We start from the raw sequence: 22,152 nt of genomic DNA on the forward strand, positions 1-22,152 counted from the left end.
TGGTATTTGTGCCTTCACCTAAACTAGTTAGTGCACTAAGTTAAATTTTAGACAAGTTATCTACCTCAGCAGCAGGAGCGAGTTGATGTCCTATACGGCGGTTCTTTTGTTAAATACTCAACCTGTTTGGCCTACATCGATGGGGCTGGGCTGGAGATGATCTCATCCTGCTTCTCGTTCAACGGTAAGGCTTTGATGGTAGGAATCAGAACAATCAGCAAAATGAACGCGAAAGGATAAAGCAGACCCGAGGCAATCCAGAGCGGACGATAGGAATACTGCTGAATAATGACGCCCATCAGCGGATTTAACAGCAGCCCCGAAACGGCTCCGGCTGTTCCAGACAAACCCACCACGGTAGACGTAGCCTGCTGACCGAACATATCGGAGATTGCCGTGATGTAGTTTGTAATCCAGAATCCGTGGGCAAACATAAACACGGCCATCAGCCCAATGGCAACCTCAACTGACCCGACCCATTCAATAGCTGGTGTTAATAAGGTCAGTAATGCCGCCAGCCCCATCACCGTTTTTCGGGCTTTGTTGATCGAATACCGTCTGGCGATAAGCTGACCAGAGAACCAGCCACCTATTATATTGGCGACTCCCAGCGCCAGAAACGGAATCCAGAACAAATTACCAATCTGCTCAAAGGAGACGTTACGTACCGAACTCAGGTATTTCGGAATCCAGAACATCATGAAGTAAAAAACGGGGTCTAGCAAGAACCGAATCACGATGAACACCCAGGTAGGCCGCTTGGAAAGTAAGGTCAGGAAAGAAACCGTATGCTTTGTTTGTACAGGTTCGCTGTCGGTCAGAGCCGCCATGTTCTCTTTCTTCCAGGGAATCAGTAACCAAACGATTACCCAGGCAATGCCGATCAGGCCGGGAATAAGAAAGCCACCGCGCCACCCGTAATGCGACGACAGCCAGATGGTCAGCGGGGGAGCAACCACCGCCCCAATGGCTGACCCGCCAATAGCAATGCCATTTGCTAAGGCGCGCTCTTTCTTGTCGAACCAGCGGTAAACCGTCCAGGCGGCCCCCGGAAAGCAGCCACCTTCGCCCGCACCCAGGAAAAAACGAAAGGTCACCAGTTGAGAAAAACTAGTAACGACTGCGTGTAAACTATTCGCAATTGACCATACGCCTACCGAAAGCGCTAAGCCTAGCTTGCCGCCAAGACGGTCAATGAGCCAGCCGCCGAGCGTGAACATGAGCGCATAGCTGATCAGAAAACTGGTATTGACCATACCATACTGAACATCCGTGATTTGCAGCTCTTTCTGGATCTTAATGATGGCAATGGACAAAACCTGCCGATCCAGAAAGCTCAGCCCGGTTGCAATAAAGAGCAGACCGACGATTAACCAACGTATGTTTCTCCGCATAACCTTAACGCACTAAGTAAGCGTACACAAAGATATAACTACAGAAAGTTAAAAATCAATAGGATGGTATTATTTTTCAATCAAATAGAAATAAACCCTTACAAGACACACCACGTAGCGTATGCAGCTATTCCTGACTTGCTTGCATGGGTTCGTTGAAGGAACCGTGGATGGACCTGGAATAAGTATTAGTTGATTAAGTCGTCAAAAGCTGAGCATACGTAGTGACCGCGCGCTTACTTTTTTTCCAGCTTCTTTAACTCACTCTGGATGTATGCCTTCGAGAGCCAGTTTGTCTCCATCATCACGCCCTCGATGTTTCGGGTTTGACTGATGTCTTTCAAGGGATTGCCACTCAGCAGCACCAGATCCGATACGTTCCCTGTTTTGATGACGCCACGGTCAGGCTTGTTCAGGTAGTTTGCTACGTTAACGGTGCCGGTTCGCAAGGTTTCATAGGGCGTTAAACCGGCGTCGACCATGTATTTCATTTCGTTATGAATGGAGAAACCCGGCACGTTCATCACCTGTGGAGCATCGGAGCCCAACAGCAGTTCAACGCCATTTTTCTGGCATGCTAAAATCAGTTTCCGGCGAATTTGTATCAGCTTTTCGGCGTGGTCCTTCGAGAAGTTGGGATTGTTGTTATAGTCATTCTTGGCCTTCATCCAGCTTTGTACCTGCTGGGGTTTCATGTACTTCATCTCCGGATCATTGGCAAACGCGTCAGCCGGTAAGAGCGAGAGCCAACGCTCGGCCAGCGCCTGCGTGGGCACTACCCGAATCTGTTTTTCGCGCAATCCCTTTACCAATTTTGGAATCTGAGACGCGTCGGCCCGGTAGGCGATCCACGACCCAAACAAACCGGTTTCCTGCTCAGCCAGCGTATCAACACCGGGCGTAATGGCTTCAATAAAACCGTCTAAATGATCAATAGACGAGTACTTCGCGTCGATAGCCCGCCAGACACCAACATTAAACGAGACATGCCCGACAAAGGGAATGCCTACCTCGTGCGCAGTTTTGGCAATGGCCGGGAAGGTCTCTTTGGTTAGTCCTGGATGCAGTTTTAGGAAATCGTACCCAGCCGCTTTTTGCTCACGTACCATTTCGGCACCACGCTCCGCTGTTTTCACCGTTTGCCCGTTAAATGACGGTCCTGTTGCGTAGAAGTGTGGGCCGAGTATCTCCCCGCTGTTAATTTTACGACGTAGTTCGAGGTGCCTGGGGTGGCCCAGCATACCCCGAATGGTGGTGATACCGTTGGTGAGGTACAGGATAAGCACCTCTTTCATGGGCTCAATCTCGTCGATTGGCGGTACGTGGGCGTGCATCTCGGCCCAGCCGGGTGTCAGGTACTTACCCTTGGCATCGATAACAAATGCGTTGTTAGCCACCTTCACGCTTTTCGCATCACCCATAGCGGTAATCTTCCCATCTCGGACGACAACGGTCTGATTTTCGATTACCCGCTCCCGATCCATCGGTATTACATTGACGCCCCGAAAGATAATGTCGCGCTGGCGATTACTAATCAACTCCTGCGCAAAGGCAGTAGAGGTTAGTGCTATGAGCAGCAAGAAGAGGAAATTACGCATTAGCTACCAAAGGTTTAAGGAACAAATCTGAGCATCCCGCACGGAGAGGAAGCAAATCTAACGAAACGGTACTAACGCTGGCCTGTTCCACATCGGAATTCCTTAACTACAAATTATTCGGTTGGTAAACAACTGATTTTCCTTGTAAACTAGCAAGTTAGCTCCCCTTTACAAAGCGAGTCATCCAGTCGTTCTTACGAATAGTGGTGATCTGGTGCCTTTGTAACTATATGTAAGGAGACCTCAAAGCGCTTTGAATATAGAAGGAACTGTATATGCAAAAAGCTACAAATGGGTTCTGGCTTTCAAATCCCCTTTATAGCTTTTAATGAAAAGTTAGTCCTGCTTCTCTCCTTATTTCTCTATTATGACATAGCCTGTCATCTCAACACTACGGCCATTATAATGGATTGGCATTCGCTACTTCACGCTCTCCAGCCGACTTCCTGACGCCTTTATCCTTAAGCATCTGCCCTATTCGATTTGCCAGATCAATAGAAGCTTCAATTTCGGCTTTCCGAATAGAAACACTTTCGATGTTAAAGCCGAAAGGGATAGCCCGTTCGATACAGAACGTGGTCAGCGCAGAGGCAATATCAAAGCATAACTTGACCGATTTTTCAAGAATATCCTCCGACACCTTTAGCTCTTCCTTCAATTCATCCGGTACGTGAATACCTAACCATTCCATAAAGTGGAGCGTTTTTACCGATCCGCAGGCGGTAAGCGTGAAAATGATTGTCGGTGGTAGGGTCTGCTGTCGGCTACAGCGGACAGACAGGTCTTCAACAACCTGTTTGGCATAATCAAGATTAAACACACATTGCGAAATGAAGTACGATACCCCACAACTCATCTTATCGAGTATTCTGACATCCTCGTCGTTCAGCAGGTTATGCCGTTCAGGAATCGTTACTGCACCGATAACGGACGTATCCTGGTGCTTACGCCAGATCTCGTACGCTTGCGCAAGGCTGGTTTTTACGGGAAAGTCTGGTGCTGGCACCCCAACAAAAACAGGATAGAAGTTACGCTCGTGAATCGCTTCCAGCCAATCCGTTAGTTCTTCGTTCGTAAATTTACCAGCAGGGCGATAGATTATTTTAGGAATGGATAAAGCCCCTAGATAGCCGGAGGCAAAACCGAGCGGATCAAGCGCTGTTAAAAACGGAAAAGGCCTTTCTTCTGTCGTCCGGGCTGATTCATCCTGTACATCATACACCACAAGTGCATCAATATCCAAGCTGGCGAGTCGTTCAACGGTTTTTTGAGCGATCTCAGCGACTCGTTCAGGTGGCGTACTGTCTTTGGGTGGTGTGATGCCGTATAGCATCACACCTGATTCTGCGGATTTAATCTTCTCTAGAAACATTGTCAGGCGTTTGTCTTCGGTAAGCTTGGGTCAGCGTCAGATGGTAGAAGAAGTACACGTAGCACTTCGCTGATGAGTAAAAAAACAAAAATAGCTACAGCGGTAGCTTTTTATCAAACCCAATCCACATTCACGAACGATTCGTTTGCTGAAAATGACAGGTTTCGGACGCTCACTTCTGTTAGTAAGCCGCACTAAATCATGTCCCGCATCGCTGTTTCACAGAGTACCGCAGTTGTCGTGTTGCATCTACACCTGAGTAAATAAGACACGGTCTAGGAACGAACACTTGAAATTTTAGATGGATGCTGCTAGCCTATCTATTTATAAAGCGAACAGCGCCTTGTGAGATTCACAAGGCGCTGTTCGTTCGTATTGACTTGGGTTAAACCGCGTTTCCAATCTTCATGCTGACGGGGTCCCAGCTCACCACTTTCTTTTGGGCAAAGCTCATGTTACCGCACTGCGTTGGTCCGCAGGCACGGAGGCCGAACGTAGCATCTTCGATGTTCGGCTTGTTATCGCGCACCGAATTAAAGAAGTTGACAAAGTGCTCGTATCGGTCGCCTTTGTAATCTTTAGGTACCGTATACTTGAACTCTTTCGGTCCTTCCATTTCGGAATGCTGCGGATACATTTTGTTGTATTCAGCAATGAACAGTTCTTTCTGGTCTTTCGGGAAATTATCGACCGACATGCCCGGAGCTTTCGGAAACTTGTTCTTACGTACTGTCAGGCTATCCCAGCCCAGCGACAGATCCCCTTCCGTACCGACCAGACGAACCAGGTAGCCACCGCCCCCACCGTCCACGAAGTTAGAGCGCGTAGTGAGATTAAACTCTGGGTGCTCGGCCGTTTTGGGATAGTCGTAAATGCTCAGTTGGATATCGGGTACGTCGCGGCCGTCTTTCCAGTAGCGCGTTCCCCCACTGGAATACACACGATTTGGCCCTTTCGAGCCCGTAATGGTATGCAGGGTTGTAAGTAGGTGTACATACAAGTCTCCGGCGATACCCGTCCCATAATCCTGATAATTCCGCCAGCGGAAGAATCGGAGCGGATCCCAGGGGCGTTTCGGGGCAGAGCCCAGGTACGTTTCCCAATCGACCGTTTGCGGAGACGCATCAGGCGGAATCGAGTATTGCCAGGCTCCCATTGCACTATGGCGGTCGTACTGCGCTTCGGCAAACACCAGTTCACCAATATCGCCCGCTTTCAGCAGTTCTTTAGCTTTCGCCACAATGATCGAACTGGCGAACTGGCTACCCACCTGAAACACCTTGCCCGTTTCCTTCGACACTTTAATCAGGGTATGGCCGTCTTCGAACTTCTGCACCATCGGCTTTTCGCAGTAGACGTGCTTGCCTTTGCGCATGGCGTCGGACGAGATTTTCTCATGCCAGTGGTCCGTTGTGGCGTTGATAACGGCATCAATGTCTTTCCGGTCCAGTAGTTCGCGGTAGTCGCGGGTAACGGTCAGGCCATCGCCCCAAAGCTCTTTCGCCCGGCGCAAACGACCATCGTACAGATCGCAGGCCGCCACCATCTCAACACCATTCACCAGCAGCGCCGTCTGCGTGTCGCCAATGCCCATTCCCCCCGTACCGATGAGGGCAATACGTACCTTCTCATTGGCAGCCGTGCTGGCGTGGCTTTTTATCAGATTTAAATACTGAGGGGCTGAAGCCTTTGTCTCGGCCAGTGCAGCCGGAGCAGTGGCTGCCGCAGTACCGGCAATACCAATAGCTTTGAGAAACGACCGCCGAGATGCCCCCGCGCCCTGCGATTTATCCGCGTTACCGGAGGTCTCCTGTTCCTTGTTTTTCATTAAGGTATTCGGTTTGGGATAATCAAGTTAAGTCACAACCGTCAGGTCTAAGGTTGCGCCAAAAGACGTCCCAAAATAACTAAATATTTCCCGCCGACCTACCCCCTGCTACCTATTTTCTGCTCGCTGCCAACCCCAATTGGGCACTGGTGAAGCTCAACTACAGACAAAGATGTAATTGATGTAAAAAATTAAGGGCTACAATGTCCAATTCCGGATGAGTCAGTCATTGTAAGGGTGTAAACCAAAACAACCTAACAATATGGCAACTGAAAGGAGTAAAACGAACTCAGAAAAACACATTGGGTATTGGATAACGACCGTCTTATTAGCCCTGGGCATGTTTGCGGGTGGCTTTGCGCAATTCATACACGCTAAGTTTAACACAGACGGTTTCATTCGTCTGGGGTACCCCTTGTACACGATGTATATTATTGGCGCCTGGAAAATGGTAGGAGCGCCCATTTTGTTGCTACCCGGCTACCGTCTATTAAAAGAGTGGGCGTATGCTGGCTTTTTTTTCCTGTTGACCGGAGGTGTTATGTCCCATATTTTTTCTGGCGACGACGTACTACAAACCTCAGGTGCTTTCACCTTTGCGGTGCTGACCGTTGTATCATGGTATCTCCGGCCCGCTAATCGCCGAATAAACGTTAGCTTTGATAAGAAGCCTATTTTAGAACACGCTTAACGCGCGCCAATACCAAACCGTTAATTGATTATGAGTGAGTTCATGTTATTGTTTCGTCAACCAAGCTATGATACCAGCCAGCTTTCACCCAGCGAATTCCAGGCTCTTGCCAAGCGGTGGCAGACATGGGTGGGAGGCTTGGTAGATCAGGGCTTGGTCAGTACAGGAGCGCGTCTAGCTACCGAAGGTAAAGTAGTAAGGGCTGATGGGCTAGTCACCGATGGTCCGTTCGTTGAAGTAAAAGAGCGCCTAGGCAGTTATATGATTGTCAAAGCCGAGAGCCTGGCAGCAGCTGCTGCCCTGGCACACGGCTGTCCAGCTCTGGATGCGCAGGGTAGCGTCGAAATCAGGCGAATGCTATAACAGTCGGTAAAATTCATTGCCCTGTTCCGATACACACGGAATAGGGCAATAACGAGTATGGAGAACGCACAGGAATCGCTTAAGCAGCTGTTTCAACAGGAGTTCACAAAGCTGGTAGCCGTTATTAGCCGTCGGTTTGGTCTGGAGCATATCGAACTGGCCGAAGACATCGTTAGCGAAACGTTTCTGTTGGCGGCCGAGACCTGGGGTATTCAAGGCCTACCAGCTAATCCAACAGCCTGGCTTTATGTGGTCGCCAAACAAAAAACGCTGTATCACTTCAGACGGCATAAGCTATTGGAAGAAAAGGTATTGCCTCAGTTAACAGCGAGCGAGAGCACTGATGACGACTGGGACTCGTTAACGCTGTCTGCGCAAACCATTCGCGATAGCCAGTTGCAAATGTTGTTCGCCATTTGCACACCCTTAATTGCCGGTGAAGCGCAGATCGGTTTAGCCCTGCGGATTTTGTGCGGCTTTGGCATTGACAAAATTGCCGAAGCCTTTTTGTCGAACAAAGAGACTATAAATAAACGTCTGTTTCGAGCCAAAGAAAAACTGCGCGCAGCTAATGTCACGATGGAGTTACCTGCTGCAAGCGAATTGGTTCGTCGATTAGATCGGGTGTTACACGTCATCTACTTGCTATTCAACGAAGGCTATTACTCAAAGACGCAAAAACGGGCTTTGCAGAAAGATGTGTGCCTGGAAGCGATGCGCCTGGCCGTTATGCTAACCGAGTATGAACAAACCGATAGCCCTAAAACTAACGCATTACTCGCCCTCATGTGCTTCCATGCCTCCCGCTTTGAAGCCCGTCGTATCCATGATGGACAAATAAATGACGATTCGCTGGTTTTGTATGAACAGCAGGATGATAGCTTGTGGGATACGGCATTGATTCGGCAGGGGTTCGTTTATCTCGAAAAGTCGTTTCAGGGCGATGAGTTGAGCACGTACCATTTAGAAGCCCGCATAGCCTCCTGGCACTGTTTCAAGGAGGATACGCCCGAAAAGTGGACGTCCATTTTAGAGCTATATGACCAGCTTTTGTTGATTAACAACTCGCCCAGCGTCGCCCTTAACCGAATGTATGCGCTTTATAAGGTAAAGGGACGAGTTGTTGCCCTGGGGGCGGCCAAACACTTACACCTCGAAACGAACCACCTCTACCATGTCTTGTTAGGTGAGTTATACCGGGAAGCGGAGCCATCGCAGGCAAAGATTCATTTTCAGCAGGCCTATGCATTGGCGAAAACCCACACCGATCGGCAGACCATTCAGCAAAAACTAGATGAGCTACGTTAAGCATGCATTATCTTAACCGGCTAAATAGACCAATTCTTAGATAATTGATTATGACGATTCTACCCGTAACGGAAAGCGATTTCAATGTTTGGCACCAATTGGCTCTTGAGTTATGGCCAGACTACGAACCCGAAGAGATGGCAGACGTAACACATGCCATTGCTCAATCACCCAGGGAGACGGCGTTTATTGTTCACGATGAGTCAGGAACAGCCATCGGTTTTATGAATCTGTCGCTTCGCTACGACTACGTACCGGGGGCTACCCAAAAACCGGTGGCTTATGTAGAAGGCCTATACGTTCGCCCAGCGTACCAGCAACAAGGCATCGGTCGGCAGTTAATTGAACGGGCCGAACAGTGGGCGCAGGAGCAGGGCTGTCGGGAGCTGGCTTCCGATGCCTTAATCGACAACACCGCCAGCGCCGAGTTCCATAGCAAAGTCGGCTTTCGGGAAGAGGAACGTACCATTTTCTTTATTAAGCCATTACAGTAAAATACCCCTCCCAACCTTCTAGCAGAGGTTGGGAGGGGTACTTGACGCGAAGCATTTAACATAAACGCGTGCTTTCCTACACGCGACTCCTATTTCTGGGTATGCAATGCTGCAACTGGCGCTTTCAGGTACTGATCAAACCACTGCAAATACCGATCGAACCGGTCTTTCTGGTAGCTTGGCACCGTAATACCATGGTACTGACCGGGGTAAATGATAAGCTGGGTCGATACGCCCTGCGTTTTAAGCGCCTGATACATTTGCTCGCTACCGGCCACCGGTACGTTAAAATCCTTCTCGCCACCCATAAACAACGTCGGTGTTTTGATGCGATCCGCTTTAAAGAACGGATACGACAGGTTAACCCACTTCTCAGCGTTCTTCCATGGTAAACCTAATTCGTTCTCGTACTGATTCACGTATTGATCGGAGCCATACATCGTCGTCTGCAACGAACTACCAGCTCCGCTGGCTGCTGCTTTAAAACGTGGGTCAGTCGCAATCGTGTAATTAGTCAGAATACCGCCGTAGCTCCAGCCACCAATGCCGAGTTTCGTTGGATCCGCAATGTTTTTAGCAACGAGGTGATCGGCAGCCCCCAGAATATCGGCTACTTCTTTGTTTCCCCAGTCACCATAAATCGCTTTGCAATACGCCAGTCCGCGACCGTTGCTGCCCCGATAGTTAACGGCAGCGACCGCATAACCGCCCGATGCCAGTATCTGGCGAGTCAGGTCAAAGGCAAAATTATCTTGCGCTACGGGTCCACCATGGATAAACAGTATTGTCGCTAGTTTCTGACCAGCCGAGGCATTGGCCGGGCGGAACAACAGGTTCGACACCTGCGTACCGTCTTTGCTTTTCGACGTAAACCCTTCCACCGACGCCAGAGCCAAAGGCGCGACAAATGCATCCTGAATGGCCGTCAGCCGACGGATATTTCCGTTTTCGAGTGCATATAATTCGGTTGGTAGTTGCGGCTCGCTCATCAGGGTAGCCCAGCCGCCTTTTGGGTGCGCTTCCAGATCGGAGAAGGCCCGGTCGCCAACGCCAAGTTTGGTTAGTTTGCCATCCAGCGAGTACGTTCCCAGATACGTCCGGCGGTCGTCGTCAACCAGCACTCCAATCGCCTGCCCATCAGCGGTCCAGTGCGGGTTACGTACCGGACGGTCCAATGACGTCGACAGCAATGTTGGCTCTCCTCCCTGACTCGATACCACCGCCAGAATTGGCTGATCGTACATGATGAAATTAGTAGATGCCGTCGACCGTACGTACGCAATGCGCTGTCCATCAGGACTCCAAACGGGCTGATTGTCACGTCCCGGCCAATTAGTCAACTGCTTTGGAGTTGCGTTCCGTTTGGCGTCGATGACCCAGATGTCGGTGTTTTCATTCCGGTCCGGATCGGGGGTGCGGTTGCTGGTGAACGCAATGCGCTGTCCATCGGGACTCCAGACCGGCGTGGCCTCATTGTATTGCCCCTTAGTCAGCGTATCCAGCGTTTTAGTTGCTACATCGAACAGGTACAGGTGCGCGGCCCGCCGATCAAGGTAGCCTTTCATGTCTTCCTTGAACTTATAACGATCGATCACAAACGGCGTCCGTACCTTACTTTTCGCCGAATCGGAATAGTCTTTGTCACGAATGACCAGGGCTATTTTTTTGCCGTCGGGTGCCCATTCGTAGCCTTCCAGATCGCCTTTAAGGTCGGTTAGCTTTTTACCTTCACCACCGCGCCGATCCATCAGCCAGAGCTGTGCATTCTTCTCGCCGTTTCTTCCCGAAATGAACGACAGGTATCGGCCATCCGGACTCCAGCGGGGTGACGATTCACCATCGGGGCTGCTGGTTAGCTGCACCGACTGCTTACCATCCCAGCTAATCATCCAGATGTCAGCATTGCGCTTGTCTTTCTCTTTGTCGACCGACGATTGAACAAATGCTACCCAATCGCCTTCGGGCGACACCTGCGGATCGCTGATGGTCTGCAAACGATACACATCCGAGGAGTTGATCGGACGTTTGGCTGGCGACTGCGCCAGAACCGGACCGGCTGCTAATAAGAGCAGAAAAAGTCGTTTCATGTAACTGCGTAAGACGAGATTAAGCTTTAAATATACAACCTCGACGTAAATTTCAAGTACTCCTCCGTCTGGTATTCTCCTGAGTTGAAGTTCCGCAGGCTACTATTTATAGGGTGTTACACTACGTATCCGTTGCTAGGCCGTTCGCGTTTTCCGGCTTATCTTCCCGTCGAAGCAGGCTTACCGCCGGTTGGCATGCGTCGCTGTCCCTGCTTATGTGCGGCTAGCTGCTTCACCGGTTCTTCCCAACCCCCTTTTAATATGGTTGACATTGATACGTTTCGGCAACTGGTTTTGTCGCTGCCCCAGATTACAGAACAGCCCCATGCGGGCATTACGTCCTTCAAAGTGGCGAAGAAGGTTGTAGCAACCCTCAACGCGAACGAGCAACGGGCCTGTCTGAAGCTATCTTCAATAGATCAGGATCTTTTCTGCGCGTTTGATAAAACCGTTATCTACCCCGTTCCGAATAAATGGGGCAAATCGGGTTGGACACTCGTAAGTCTGCCGAAGGTTCCTGAAGAAACGCTGCTCGACGCTTTAAAAGCTGCTTACTGTGAGGTCGCGCCTAAAAAGCTGGCGGCTCTCATCCGAACCGGTGAAGACGAACAACTCTAAGAGTTCACCGAAGCAGGCCCAAAAACAAAGCGTACAACAAGGAGTTCATAGGCTGGCATTTCGGTACGTTATAAATCCTTGCCGGGGTAACTGACTGGCAGGTAAAAGAAGTGCTACGTTAGCCATTAATCCACAAATCACGTTACAGAGTAAATCGACCTAAAAAGTCTCGTCTACCTGTTTAGGCCGAGTGACTTACGCAACTATTTTAATACGCGGCTATGAAGATTAGAGCAATAATTACCGGTACAACCGGCATGGTTGGTGAGGGCGTATTACAGGAATGTCTTCGGCATCCCGATGTTGAGCAGGTGTTGATTATTAACCGAAAACCGGGGGGCGTATCGCATCCGAAGTTAAAAGAAATAGTTCATGCTAATTTTTTTGACCTCTCCCCCATCGAGAGTCAGCTAACCGGCTACAATGCCTGTTTTTTCTGCCTGGGCGTATCGTCGGTGGGCATGAAAGAGTCCGAGTATTACCGTCTGACGTATGATTTAACCCTGCACGTCGCCCAAACTCTCTCAAGACTCAATACTGATATGACGTTCTGCTACGTATCAGGAGCGGGCACCGACAGCACCGAGCAGGGCTCGCTTAGATGGGCCAGGGTGAAAGGCAAAACCGAAAACGACCTGATGCGGCTGCCGTTCAAAAACGTGTACAACTTCCGCCCAGGGTTTCTGAAAGCCTCCAAGGGAGCCAAAAACGTGAAGGGCTATTACCGGTTTCTAGAATGGATTTACCCCATTGGCCGAGCGGTATACCCGACGGGTTTCTCTACGTTACAAGAACTTGGACGAGCCATGATCAACACCGTAACGAAAGGGTATAAAAAGCCAATCCTTGAAGTGAAAGACATTGTCCAGCTCGCAAAAGCGTAAAATAGTCATGGCCTGTGAAACAACTGACACAGGCCATGCCCAACGCCCGGCTTACATGACCTGAACGCCGACCTCGTAATAATCGACGGTTGGCGAACCGGCAAAATACTGGCCCATATTCTTAAGCACATCCTGTAGAAAGCCGCTGGTTTCGGCGTCTTGTCGATGCTGTTCCGATTCCCACAGTGTTACCATTAGACATTTGTTGGTCGATGGGTTTGTGAGGAAACGACTATTCTTAAAACCATCGATCTGCTTGAGCGCTGGCCCAACAGAATCTCGGAAATAACGGGTAGCCTCGTTGATAGTGTCAGGCTTCAACGAAACTTGGATGACACGTGCGAACATATTCGAAATGGATTAGAGGTGAGGAAAATATAAGTCGGTAAAATTTATAAAGTAAGCTAAAGATAAACACCAAACCAATAAGATTATCAGCCCCTTAGTGAAATAAGCAATCATTAAAATCGGCAATACAGCTCGGCAAATCGTTTGATAATCCCTACCCGATCGCGTAGGTACCGCGGTCCGAAAAAGGTGTTCGACCAATCATCAAAGTTCTCGTAAGCAAAGCCTAGGTAGAAGACCCAGAACATGATGCCCAGGTACGGAATGGATTCAATCTCTTCGTCCGACAACGGCCTTACGTCTTTATAGGCATCGAGAAACACGTTAAACTGACGGTCGGCTTCCTCTTTGCTGATTTTACCATAAATCGAGTGGAAGAAGAAGTGAACCAGGAATGAGACCAAGTCATTCATCAGAAAGCCCTTACCCGCAAAATCGAAGTCGAACAAGGTGAACGTATCATCCTGATCGAAATGGAAGTTTTTAGGAAGATAGTCGTAGTGGCAATAGCCAACGCTAAATCTAGACGTATCGAACGACTCCATTTTCTTCATTACCTGCTGAGCAACTTCGGCGAGGTACGCATATCCCTCCTGGTAATCGGAAAAAGCCGGTTCAATGAGTTTTAGTGGCCGAGTAAGTGTAGTCTCAGTGGTGTATGGTTTACGTTCGTGCTGTAAGTCAATCTGCGACGTGATGTTGTGGTTAAAGGCCATTTCCCGGCCCACAATGTGTAATTGATTATCCGACAGATCATATACATTTTTCCCAATGGCGTAGCTAAACAAAACACCATGTCGCACGCCTTCAGCAGCATTAAACGCTTGAATTTGTTCGCCATTCAAGTCTCGAATCGGGTGTGATACGTTCGCTCCTCTTTCTTTCAGTACGTTCAGCAGCTCTACCTCCCCTTTTATCTCATTCAGACGCCGGTGCGCATCGCGGTACACCTTGAAAATGTATTTGCTTTCAGCCCCTTCCAGAATATACGTATCGCTAACGCCCCGGAGGAGCAGTCGGCAATGCATATCACGAAGTCCATAGCTGTTCTCCAGACTGTCTCGTAAGGCAGAAGCTGACAAGGTAGAGTATTGAGTAGGAAACAGTTGCATATTAAAATAGTGAGGTGGTGATAAGCAACAAGCCTCCGGCCGTTATTGACCGGAGGCTTATTTGTACTGTACTGTTTTATGAACAGTTAAATAGTAGTTGCTGACGCTACTCTCTCAGTTATAACATAACTGGTTGGCCAGTTCGCACTGATTCGTCACAGGCGAAAGCGATTTGCAGACTGTTTACGGCATCCTGCATATGATCGGTCAGGTCAATATCTTCCTGAATGGCTTTCAGGAAATAGCGTTGTTCGCGGTTGCACAACTCCTGGTGATCGGGTTCGTCCTGCATATCAATCCAGGTATCAGCTTCGGCAAACTGATCGTCCGGATTCAATTTAGCGCGGTGTACCCGCAGCGATTCCGTCTTCGTGTGTGAATCAACATTGTCCGATTTACCAGCGGCCCCAGCGTTTTTAGCCACAATCGACACACAGCCATCCGGTCCAATTACGTCTTTCACGAAAAAGGCGGTTTCGCTCATCATCGGTCCCCAACCCGCTTCGTACCAGCCGACCGAACCGTCTTCAAAGCGAATCTGCAACTGGCCGTAATTGTAGTTGTCGGCTGGAATGTCGTTGGTTAAGCGGGCCCCGATCGCATTTACCTGCAGCGGTTTTGAGCGGGTCATCTGGCACATTACGTCGATGTAGTGCACACCACAGTCAACGATTGGGCTCAGTGATTTCATCAGGTTGCGGTGAACGGTCCACATGGTTCCGTGGCTTTGCTGGTTGAGGTTCATCCGCATCACCAGCGGCTTACCAAGGCTCTGGGCCACTTCAACAAACTTTTCCCAGGATGGATGATGGCGGAGGATATAGCCAACAACCAGTTTTTTACCGGCCTTATTGGCGGCTTCCAAAACACGCTTAGCCCCTTCAACCGTATCGGCAACGGGTTTTTCGATAAATACATGGCAACCTTGTTCAAAGGCCATGATGGCGAACGCTTCGTGCGTATCGGGATACGTTGAAATGCAAACGGCATCAGGCTTCGTTTCGGCCAGGGCTGTGGCGTAATCGCTGAACAAGGGATAACCGCCCCCCAGCTTTTCGTTGAGCACTTCTTTACTTTTTCCGGTGGATACGATTCCACAAATCTGGAAACCGTCCAGCAATTGATACGCCTGTGCGTGCGATGCGCCCATGTTACCGCAACCGACAACAAGGACCCGAATTGGGGTTGTACTTGACATGAAATTCAAATTTGACTCGCAAATTAAAGAATGCTGATGGACAAAAATAAGCAACACCCCGAACAGAGGCACTATACCTCCGTTCGGGGTTGATGGTTTACTATCGCCAGGTACTGGTTAGCGGGTTTATTTTTTGTTCGACGCGGCCGATGCTTTCGAACTGGCGACCGGTCCTTTGTAAGCAATCCGGAACAGTGTTCCGTTCATATCGTCCGTTATGTATAGCGAGCCGTCGGGGCCTTGCGCCAGTCCACAGGGGCGGTGCTGAACCGGGCCGGTTGGCTTAACGAGGTCCGTTCCGGCGAAGTTATCGGCAAAAATCTCCCAGTTGCCCGACGGCTTCCCGTTTTTGAAGGGAACAAACGCCACCATATACCCTTTGTGCAACTCGGCTGACTGGCTGTGGAAAGCGACAAATGCACCATTCCGGTATTTCTCGGGGAACGCCGTACCTGTGTAAAACAGCAGCCCGTTTGGCCCTAAGTGCGCCGGAAAAGCAGCCACTGGATTGATGGTCTTTTCGCCACCCGTTTTCTTACCGTCTCCGCCGTATTCAGGGGCTACAATTTTCTTTTTCTGAATGTGATCGTAGTAGATGTACGGCCAGCCAGCATCGTCGCCCTTGTGCACTTCGTACATCGTTTCGGCGGGTAGTTCAGCACTTTGCTTCGCCGTGTAGTACTGCGGGTAGAAGTCATGGAATTGGCCCCGCCCGTGCTGTACGACAAACAGCGAATTGGTTTTGGGATTCCAATCAAGGCCCACTACATTCTTTAAGCCGGTTGCGTAGCGAACCCCGTCGGAAAAGGCCTGATTCGGTTTGTTGGCTTTGAACTGCCAGATACCAGCCGCCGAATCGAGCAGCGGACAGGGCATCATTCCTTTGCCGGTTCCGGCTTCGCGGCACGCATCGTTATCCGACGCAATGTTTACATAGATATTGTCTTTATCGTCAATGGCAATTGACTTCGACTGATCCCGGGTTTTCACGCGCAGCCCGGATACCAGCAACTCGGGTTGATCGGGATTGCTAACCTCGCCTTTGTCGTTCAGTTTATACCGATAAATACCTGAGTTCGACGATGCGTAGAGGTAGCCGTTTTTAATATAGATTCCGGTGCCGGGGTAATCGCCAAAGCCAACGCGTTCGTCGATAACCCCGTCTTTGTCGGTATCCCGCAAACGGTAAATGCCTTTGCCATCTTTCAGCTTTCCCAGCTTTACGTAGATATCGCCGGATTTAGTAACGGCGATGTGCCGCGTAGCGCCTAAGTCTTCGGCCACAATCGTGGCGGCAAAACCAGCGGGCAATTTCAGATCGGCAGCCGCGATTGCGTTCTTTTTGGTAGGTACCGGACGAGGATGTTTGCCGGTATGCGTAGCGCCCAGACTGCTCAAAGCGGTCAGACCCGCCAGCAGGCAGGTGAGCGTTAACGAAGGTTTATTCATACATCGGTTTGATTGGGCACAGCAAGCTGCGAGGGAGTTTACGTCACCCTTAGTAAGCGATTTTGGGGTGGAAAATACTAGCGGGTAGCCGCGAAAACTAACGAACGAGCGTGATAGCTCCCTGCTGTTGTTTGTGACTCACGGTGTTACGCTGTCGCAAGTCATAATTTACCCGCCAGGCATAGACCCCACTCGGGCAAAGCAGATTCTGATACAGGCCGTCCCAGCGGAACGGCTCGGTACTGGTCTGAAAAATAACCTCGCCCCAGCGGTTGAAAATCGCCAGGGACGTAATCGTAATGTCGCCACAGCCATACGGCAAAAAAATGTCGTTCATGCCGTCGGCATTCGGGGTGAAGCTGTTGGGTGCGTAAATTACGCAATCACAGTCGCCATAGCCGACCTCAACCGAATCGGTAACGGTAGCGCAGTCGTTACGCACACTCGCCCGGTAAACCCCCGAACTTTTCACCACCCGCTCGACCGACGTAACACCATCCTGCCAGCTAAACGTCCCCTCGGCATAAGTGGGGTTGATGGTAAAGACCTCCGCTCCGCACAGCTCCTTGTTCGGACCAAGCTCCAACTGAGGACGACGAATGAACCGAACCTGAATTGTGTCTTTCACCACACAACTCGCCTGCGTTACCTGTACGTTATACCGCCCCGACTGATTGACCTGATACGTGTTTTGCGACGACCCATCCTGCCAGCGGTACGTATCGGCTCCGGGCGGCACGTTGAGCGTAATGGACTGTTCATTGCAGAGGGTGGTATCGGCCCCCAGGTCAAAATCAAGGCTATATTCGACGTTAATCGTATCAGAGACAACCTTACATGGCGTAGTGGCGGTAACCCAGTATTTACCGGGTCGGGTCACTAAAAATGTAGACGACCGGCTGCCATCCTGCCAACGATATTCGGTAGCGCCGGGCGTTTCTCCGTTCAACAAATACGTACTTTTCCGGCCGCACAATGTCGTGTCTTTTCCCAACTCAAGCTTGATCGGCACCAGCGATATATCGTCAATAAATACGTAATAAAAGCCCAGGAAAGCGGGCAGTTGATTAAAGCTGCCGATGGTAACGTAACGCTCAGTTCCACTAGCTCTGATGTAGCCCGTTATGGCTTCCCATTGAGACGCTTTCGTAACTGTCTTAGCCGAGGCATCCACAATCTGGGGCTTAACGCCCAATAACCCTTTATCAACTCGGGTAACGGGCTTATCCGAAAAGTAAGCGCCGAGGGTTTGAGGGAGGTACTGATTTGGCGTTTTTGAAGCGACGTACATCCGAAAAAAATAGCACTCTCCGGCTTCCAGCGGCTTGGTTAGCGGGGTTGCCATATACTCGGCCCATCCTTGATCGAAAAAAAAACGACCTAACCCTTGACCAGTTCGGGGTGGCACCTCAATCTGTGTTGTGGGGAAACAGCGGTGGTAAAAATCGGGAGTCGCCTGATTGGGGTTGTACCAGGGAGCGGCTTCGCTGAGCAAATTGTCCTGACGGGGGCAGTTGTCGTAGGTTTCAAAGCTTCCGTTCGGGATAAACTCCTGACTCATCGCCACGCCGGGGAGAAGCGCGAACAGCCAAAAAATCGTCCGAATCAGCGTTCCTGACATAGTAGGAGATTTGCAGCTCTGCGTTCCGATAGTATGTAACTCTGTTGAGCAGCGAAGCCTCTAAATTACATGATTTATAGCGAACTATGGTCTGATTCAAGATAAGATATGGCAATTACTTCCATGAGTTGTTCGCCACGTCCGGTACGTAACGCGACCTCATCACCGACCCGCTTTCCCTGCATCGCACGGGCAATGGGGGCCGTGAATGCAACTCGCCCCTGCGCAGCATCAGCCTCGTCAACGCCGACAATAGTAATCTGACGTTCTGGGTCGGTAGCGGTTGTGCCCGATGTGCCGACCTGACGGGTTCGCAACGTAACGCTTGCCCCAAACCGGACTTCATCGTGCGGCTGCGTGTGCGCGTCGACAAGCTTGGCACTGGCGATACGTTGGTTGAGGGCACCGATACGTCCATTCACTTCGGCCAGCTGCCGGGTTCGGTCGCTGTCGTCTCTATCACCGGCCTGCAAATGGGCACGTTCTGTCTCGAGCTCGCTCAGCTCGGTCCGCAACAGGACAAGACCACGGGACGTTACGTAGTTTGGAACACCGGGCGGCAAGGGTGACCGCGCTGGAATCACAACCGGGTCATCAGCCGTTTCGTTTTTTAAGAATGCCCTGCTCATACTTGGGTTCGCTTTCTTTTAAAACGATGCCAGCAAGCGGTTGTTTACTGAGCCACTCCCGTAACGCTATAAAGCTGATACCAAGTCAGCCAGCTATCTCCTGTAGCGCCTTTATGAATGTATCCAGCTCTTGTGTTGTCGTGTACAGATGTGGCGTAACCCGAACGCCATGCACACCCGCATAGTCAATGGCGACGGTAAAAATTTTATACCGATCGAACAGCAGCTTAGCTAACTCACCCGGCTTTTTACCCTGCACTCCGACGTTGGCAATAGCGCAGGAACGAGCCGCATCTCCGGGGGTATTCAGCACAATGGCGGGGTGTTTGCGGACCTGATCGGTCCAGTAACGTTGCAGGTAGCGCAAGCGAGCTTCTTTGCGGGCAATACCAATTCGTTTATGAAACCGAATGGCATCCTGAATAGCCAGGTCGGTTGCTAGGGGATGCGTACCCGTATGATTGAGCTTCCGGATATCATCGTCCGCCACGCTCGAATCACCGAACATCGGCCAGAGTGGATTGATCTTGTCTTTGCGCACATAGAGCAGGCCCGCGCCCAACGGTGTTCCCAACCATTTATGTAGACTACTCCCGTAGTAATCACAACCGCCCAGGTCAGTAATTTGGAAATCCAGATGACCAAACGCATGAGCCCCATCCACAAGCACCTCAACCTTATGCCGGTGCGCCATCTCGACAATCTTACGAACGGGCATAATCTGCCCCGTAATATTCACCAGATGACAGACCATCAGCATACGCGTTTTAGACGTAATGGCGTTCTCGTATACTTGTACAATCTCCTCATCCGACTTAGGATGGTTTGGTAACGAAATGACCCGGTTAACCATGCCATACCGGCGTGCCTGTAATTTAAACATGTCGAGCATAGCGCCGTAGTCCTGCTCGGCCATCACCGCTTCGTCGCCCGCTTTCCAGTCAATACCCGCGATGACCGTATCCAGCGATTCTGTGGTGTTTCGGGTAATAATTACCTCTTCGGGTGAGCAGCCCAGCAACTCAGCTAACTGCTTACGCGATTCCAACTTATCGTCGAGCTGCCGCGTCCGCATGTAGTACGACGACACTGTATTGATTCGCTTGATGTGCTTCTGGTAGCTGTCAAGTACCTCCTGCGCGGCCAACGAGTAATAGCCATTCTCGAGTTGAATAAAGTCTTTCGTGACAGGATAAGCGTCCCGAATCTCCTCCCAGAAGTCATTCTTTCCGGCTAATTCTGTAGGCGACAGATTGGCTACTGCCGCAAAGGCTTTCTCCCAACCCAGCATGGGCAGCGCCGACAAACCGGTTGTCCCAGCGATTGTTTTCAAGAATTGGCGCTTTGATAGGTTCGACATAGTAATGATGTGGTGAGGTTTTGAGAGGAGCTCCTTTTTGTCATCTCGACGCCAGGAGAGATCTTCTCACGGCAACTATTTAAATACAGAGGGTCTCTCCGGGCGTTGAGATGACAAAAAAGAAAACATTACGGCTTTACCTCGCGGAAGTCGAGCTGTTGGATTAACGCTGGATTTTCGGGTGTCAGGGTAAAAAATACGTCAATATTCGCTTTTTCGCCCTCCAGCAGAAAATGGCCACGTAGCTGATTTTCGGGAATCAGCTCCCCTACCTTCTTAATCGATCCGGCCTTCGTATAGAGTTCCTGAACCGTTTTTCGACGCCGTTCCGCCGACTGGTCGGGAAAGAAGTTCTCGGCGAAGATGCCGCTCTTTTCGGCGTTTGTCCAATCAGGCAGCAGCTTTACTAGCTCAGCTTTGCGTTGGTTCAAAATAGGCGAGACAGGCAACTGACGCGGTTTTAACCCAGCTATAGACACCAGCGTATCGAGCACAGCGGTATTGACACCCCCGGTTCCGGCATAGGTCAGGTTGGCGTACGAAATAACCCCGATTCCGTAATCGGGCAAAATGCGCCATTGGCTGCCAAAACCCGGCAAACCGCCACTGTGGCCGACGTTTACTTTGCCTTCGCAGTTCTTCCCCCAGCCTAGTCCGTATCCGTAGGCCGTCGTTGTGGCACAAATCGTACCCGACGGCGTTTTAGCTTCCGGATACAGGCCTGAGAACATCCACGGCTGCTGCATTTCGCGCACCGAACTACGTTTAACGGGCGGTCCGTCGCTACGGCCGTTATCAACGTCGCTACGGGGTGGCCATGCGGCCAGATGTAGGGCAACGTACTTACTAAAATCCTCAATCGACGTAATCAGACCACCCATTGCGCCCCAGGAGCCATCGTGCAAAAGCGCTTCCTCAACCCAATTACCGTCAACATACCGGTACCCATGCGCCAGCAGATCGGCAGGAGCTTTTGTGTACTCCCAAACGGTCTGGTTCATACCTAATGGCTTCAGGATGGTTTCGGTGATGTACTGCTGGTAGGGCTTACCCGATACGTTCGTGATGATGTTGCCCAGCATGGCAAAACCCAGGTTGCTGTACTCATACGCTACGCTCGGCGCGTTGGAGTTCGTTAGGCCACCTTTAATGAGGTTAATCAGCTCGGCGTCGGAATCGGCAAGCTGACGATCTCCCCACGGGTTATCTTCGGGGAAACCGGCCGAATGTGTCATCAGGTTACGGATCGTTATCAACGGCGAATCGGCGGTGAGGTACGTCATCTGCTTCATGGCAGGAATGTACTGTTCAACTGGATCGTCGAGCCGCAGTTTTCCCTGATCGCGCAGGTGCAGAATAGCCATAGCCGTCAGGCTCTTGGTCATGGAAGCAATCCGAAACAGCGACTTAGGCGTAGCCGGTGTCTTTTTCGCTACGTCGGTATAACCCGTACTGCCAGCATACACCAGCTTTCCATCGACCACAATGCCGTAGGCTAACCCCGGAAAATTGCGCCGGGCCGCGTGATCCTTGAAGAGTTTGTCAACAACGGGAAAAGCGGCTTCAATTTTCTTCAGCCGGTCGGCATCGGCAAACACGGGTGGCTGATACGTATTGACCGACGTAACCGTCCGGGAGGGCGCACGGCCACCGGCAGATTTGGTTTGGGCGTAGCTGCCCAACGTAGCAAACAGGAGGAAACTGAGAGGAAGTATTCGTTTGATCATGGCCTGAGAGAATAAAGGCCAAGATAAGCGATTGTCGCCTAAAGACGCGCCTGGCGGCCAAACCGATTAAC

Annotated in this window: 19 protein-coding genes; 6 read left to right on the forward strand and 13 right to left on the reverse strand. The window is 50.6% G+C overall.

The genetic code is table 11. The annotated features are described in order from the left end of the window. Positions 1-131: 131 nt before the first annotated feature. From ACYVIY_RS12145 to ACYVIY_RS12160, 4 genes are all read right to left on the reverse strand, one after another. Entirely contained in the window at positions 132-1,394 is a 1,263-nt protein-coding gene (locus ACYVIY_RS12145) for an MFS transporter (protein ID WP_460976622.1), read from the reverse strand. A 236-nt stretch (positions 1,395-1,630) separates the two neighbouring features. Next, a complete protein-coding gene (locus ACYVIY_RS12150; protein WP_460976623.1) occupies positions 1,631-2,992 on the reverse strand; it encodes an amidohydrolase family protein in 1,362 nt (453 codons plus the stop codon). A 400-nt stretch (positions 2,993-3,392) separates the two neighbouring features. Continuing rightward, positions 3,393-4,364, reverse strand: coding sequence for a methylenetetrahydrofolate reductase (locus tag ACYVIY_RS12155; RefSeq protein ID WP_460976624.1), 972 nt, complete (start codon positions 4,362-4,364; stop codon positions 3,393-3,395). A 385-nt stretch (positions 4,365-4,749) separates the two neighbouring features. Next, complete coding sequence (locus ACYVIY_RS12160; RefSeq protein WP_460976625.1) at positions 4,750-6,192, reverse strand: Gfo/Idh/MocA family protein; 1,443 nt, start codon at positions 6,190-6,192, stop codon at positions 4,750-4,752. Between the two features lie 262 nt (positions 6,193-6,454). On the opposite strand from ACYVIY_RS12160, the gene ACYVIY_RS12165 reads away from it, so the two are divergent. Genes ACYVIY_RS12165 through aac(6') form a run of 4 tightly spaced genes read left to right on the forward strand, consistent with a single transcriptional unit; the run spans position 6,455 to position 9,048 of the window. Then, positions 6,455-6,883 carry a DoxX family protein gene (locus ACYVIY_RS12165; protein WP_460976626.1) on the forward strand — a complete coding sequence of 143 codons (429 nt, stop codon included), beginning with the start codon at positions 6,455-6,457 and terminating at the stop codon, positions 6,881-6,883. Between the two features lie 30 nt (positions 6,884-6,913). Next, entirely contained in the window at positions 6,914-7,246 is a 333-nt protein-coding gene (locus ACYVIY_RS12170; RefSeq protein WP_460976627.1) for a YciI family protein, read from the forward strand. A 57-nt stretch (positions 7,247-7,303) separates the two neighbouring features. Continuing rightward, positions 7,304-8,554, forward strand: a complete 1,251-nt coding sequence (locus ACYVIY_RS12175) for an RNA polymerase sigma factor (RefSeq protein WP_460976628.1) — start codon at positions 7,304-7,306, stop codon at positions 8,552-8,554. A gap of 50 nt (positions 8,555-8,604) precedes the next feature. Further along, positions 8,605-9,048 (forward strand): aminoglycoside 6'-N-acetyltransferase, encoded by a 444-nt coding sequence (aac(6'), locus tag ACYVIY_RS12180; RefSeq protein WP_460976629.1) that lies wholly within the window; start codon positions 8,605-8,607, stop codon positions 9,046-9,048. An 89-nt stretch (positions 9,049-9,137) separates the two neighbouring features. On the opposite strand, the gene ACYVIY_RS12185 is transcribed toward aac(6'), so the two are convergent. Continuing rightward, positions 9,138-11,135 carry a S9 family peptidase gene (locus tag ACYVIY_RS12185; RefSeq protein WP_460976630.1) on the reverse strand — a complete coding sequence of 666 codons (1,998 nt, stop codon included), beginning with the start codon at positions 11,133-11,135 and terminating at the stop codon, positions 9,138-9,140. A 261-nt stretch (positions 11,136-11,396) separates the two neighbouring features. Between ACYVIY_RS12185 and ACYVIY_RS12190 the strand changes: the two genes are divergently transcribed. Both ACYVIY_RS12190 and ACYVIY_RS12195 read left to right on the forward strand, forming a co-directional pair. Beyond that, a complete protein-coding gene (locus tag ACYVIY_RS12190) occupies positions 11,397-11,753 on the forward strand; it encodes an MmcQ/YjbR family DNA-binding protein (protein WP_460976631.1) in 357 nt (118 codons plus the stop codon). Positions 11,754-11,974: 221 nt separating this feature from the next. Beyond that, positions 11,975-12,637, forward strand: a complete 663-nt coding sequence (locus ACYVIY_RS12195; protein ID WP_460976632.1) for a Rossmann-fold NAD(P)-binding domain-containing protein — start codon at positions 11,975-11,977, stop codon at positions 12,635-12,637. Between the two features lie 51 nt (positions 12,638-12,688). Here the strand turns inward: ACYVIY_RS12195 and ACYVIY_RS12200 are convergent, their stop codons facing one another. The 8 genes from ACYVIY_RS12200 to ACYVIY_RS12235 form a co-directional block, all read right to left on the reverse strand. After that, positions 12,689-12,832 carry a hypothetical protein gene (locus ACYVIY_RS12200; protein WP_460976633.1) on the reverse strand — a complete coding sequence of 48 codons (144 nt, stop codon included), beginning with the start codon at positions 12,830-12,832 and terminating at the stop codon, positions 12,689-12,691. 266 nt (positions 12,833-13,098) lie between these two features. Beyond that, a complete protein-coding gene (locus tag ACYVIY_RS12205; protein WP_460976634.1) occupies positions 13,099-14,097 on the reverse strand; it encodes a phosphotransferase enzyme family protein in 999 nt (332 codons plus the stop codon). Positions 14,098-14,215: 118 nt separating this feature from the next. Next, entirely contained in the window at positions 14,216-15,295 is a 1,080-nt protein-coding gene (locus ACYVIY_RS12210; RefSeq protein ID WP_460976635.1) for a Gfo/Idh/MocA family protein, read from the reverse strand. A 126-nt stretch (positions 15,296-15,421) separates the two neighbouring features. Further along, positions 15,422-16,744 (reverse strand): PQQ-dependent sugar dehydrogenase, encoded by a 1,323-nt coding sequence (locus ACYVIY_RS12215; protein ID WP_460976636.1) that lies wholly within the window; start codon positions 16,742-16,744, stop codon positions 15,422-15,424. A 97-nt stretch (positions 16,745-16,841) separates the two neighbouring features. Further along, positions 16,842-18,365: a T9SS type B sorting domain-containing protein gene (locus tag ACYVIY_RS12220; protein ID WP_460976637.1), complete on the reverse strand. Its 1,524-nt coding sequence runs from the start codon at positions 18,363-18,365 to the stop codon at positions 16,842-16,844. Positions 18,366-18,439: 74 nt separating this feature from the next. After that, the gene (locus ACYVIY_RS12225; protein ID WP_460976638.1) at positions 18,440-18,994 is read right to left on the reverse strand and encodes a GreA/GreB family elongation factor; all 555 of its coding nucleotides are present in this window, start codon (positions 18,992-18,994) and stop codon (positions 18,440-18,442) included. A gap of 85 nt (positions 18,995-19,079) precedes the next feature. After that, entirely contained in the window at positions 19,080-20,285 is a 1,206-nt protein-coding gene (locus tag ACYVIY_RS12230) for an aminotransferase class V-fold PLP-dependent enzyme (RefSeq protein WP_460976660.1), read from the reverse strand. A 197-nt stretch (positions 20,286-20,482) separates the two neighbouring features. Beyond that, positions 20,483-22,081, reverse strand: coding sequence for a serine hydrolase domain-containing protein (locus ACYVIY_RS12235; protein WP_460976639.1), 1,599 nt, complete (start codon positions 22,079-22,081; stop codon positions 20,483-20,485). Positions 22,082-22,152 lie beyond the last annotated feature (71 nt).

It is taken from the genome of Spirosoma knui, from assembly GCF_054780635.1.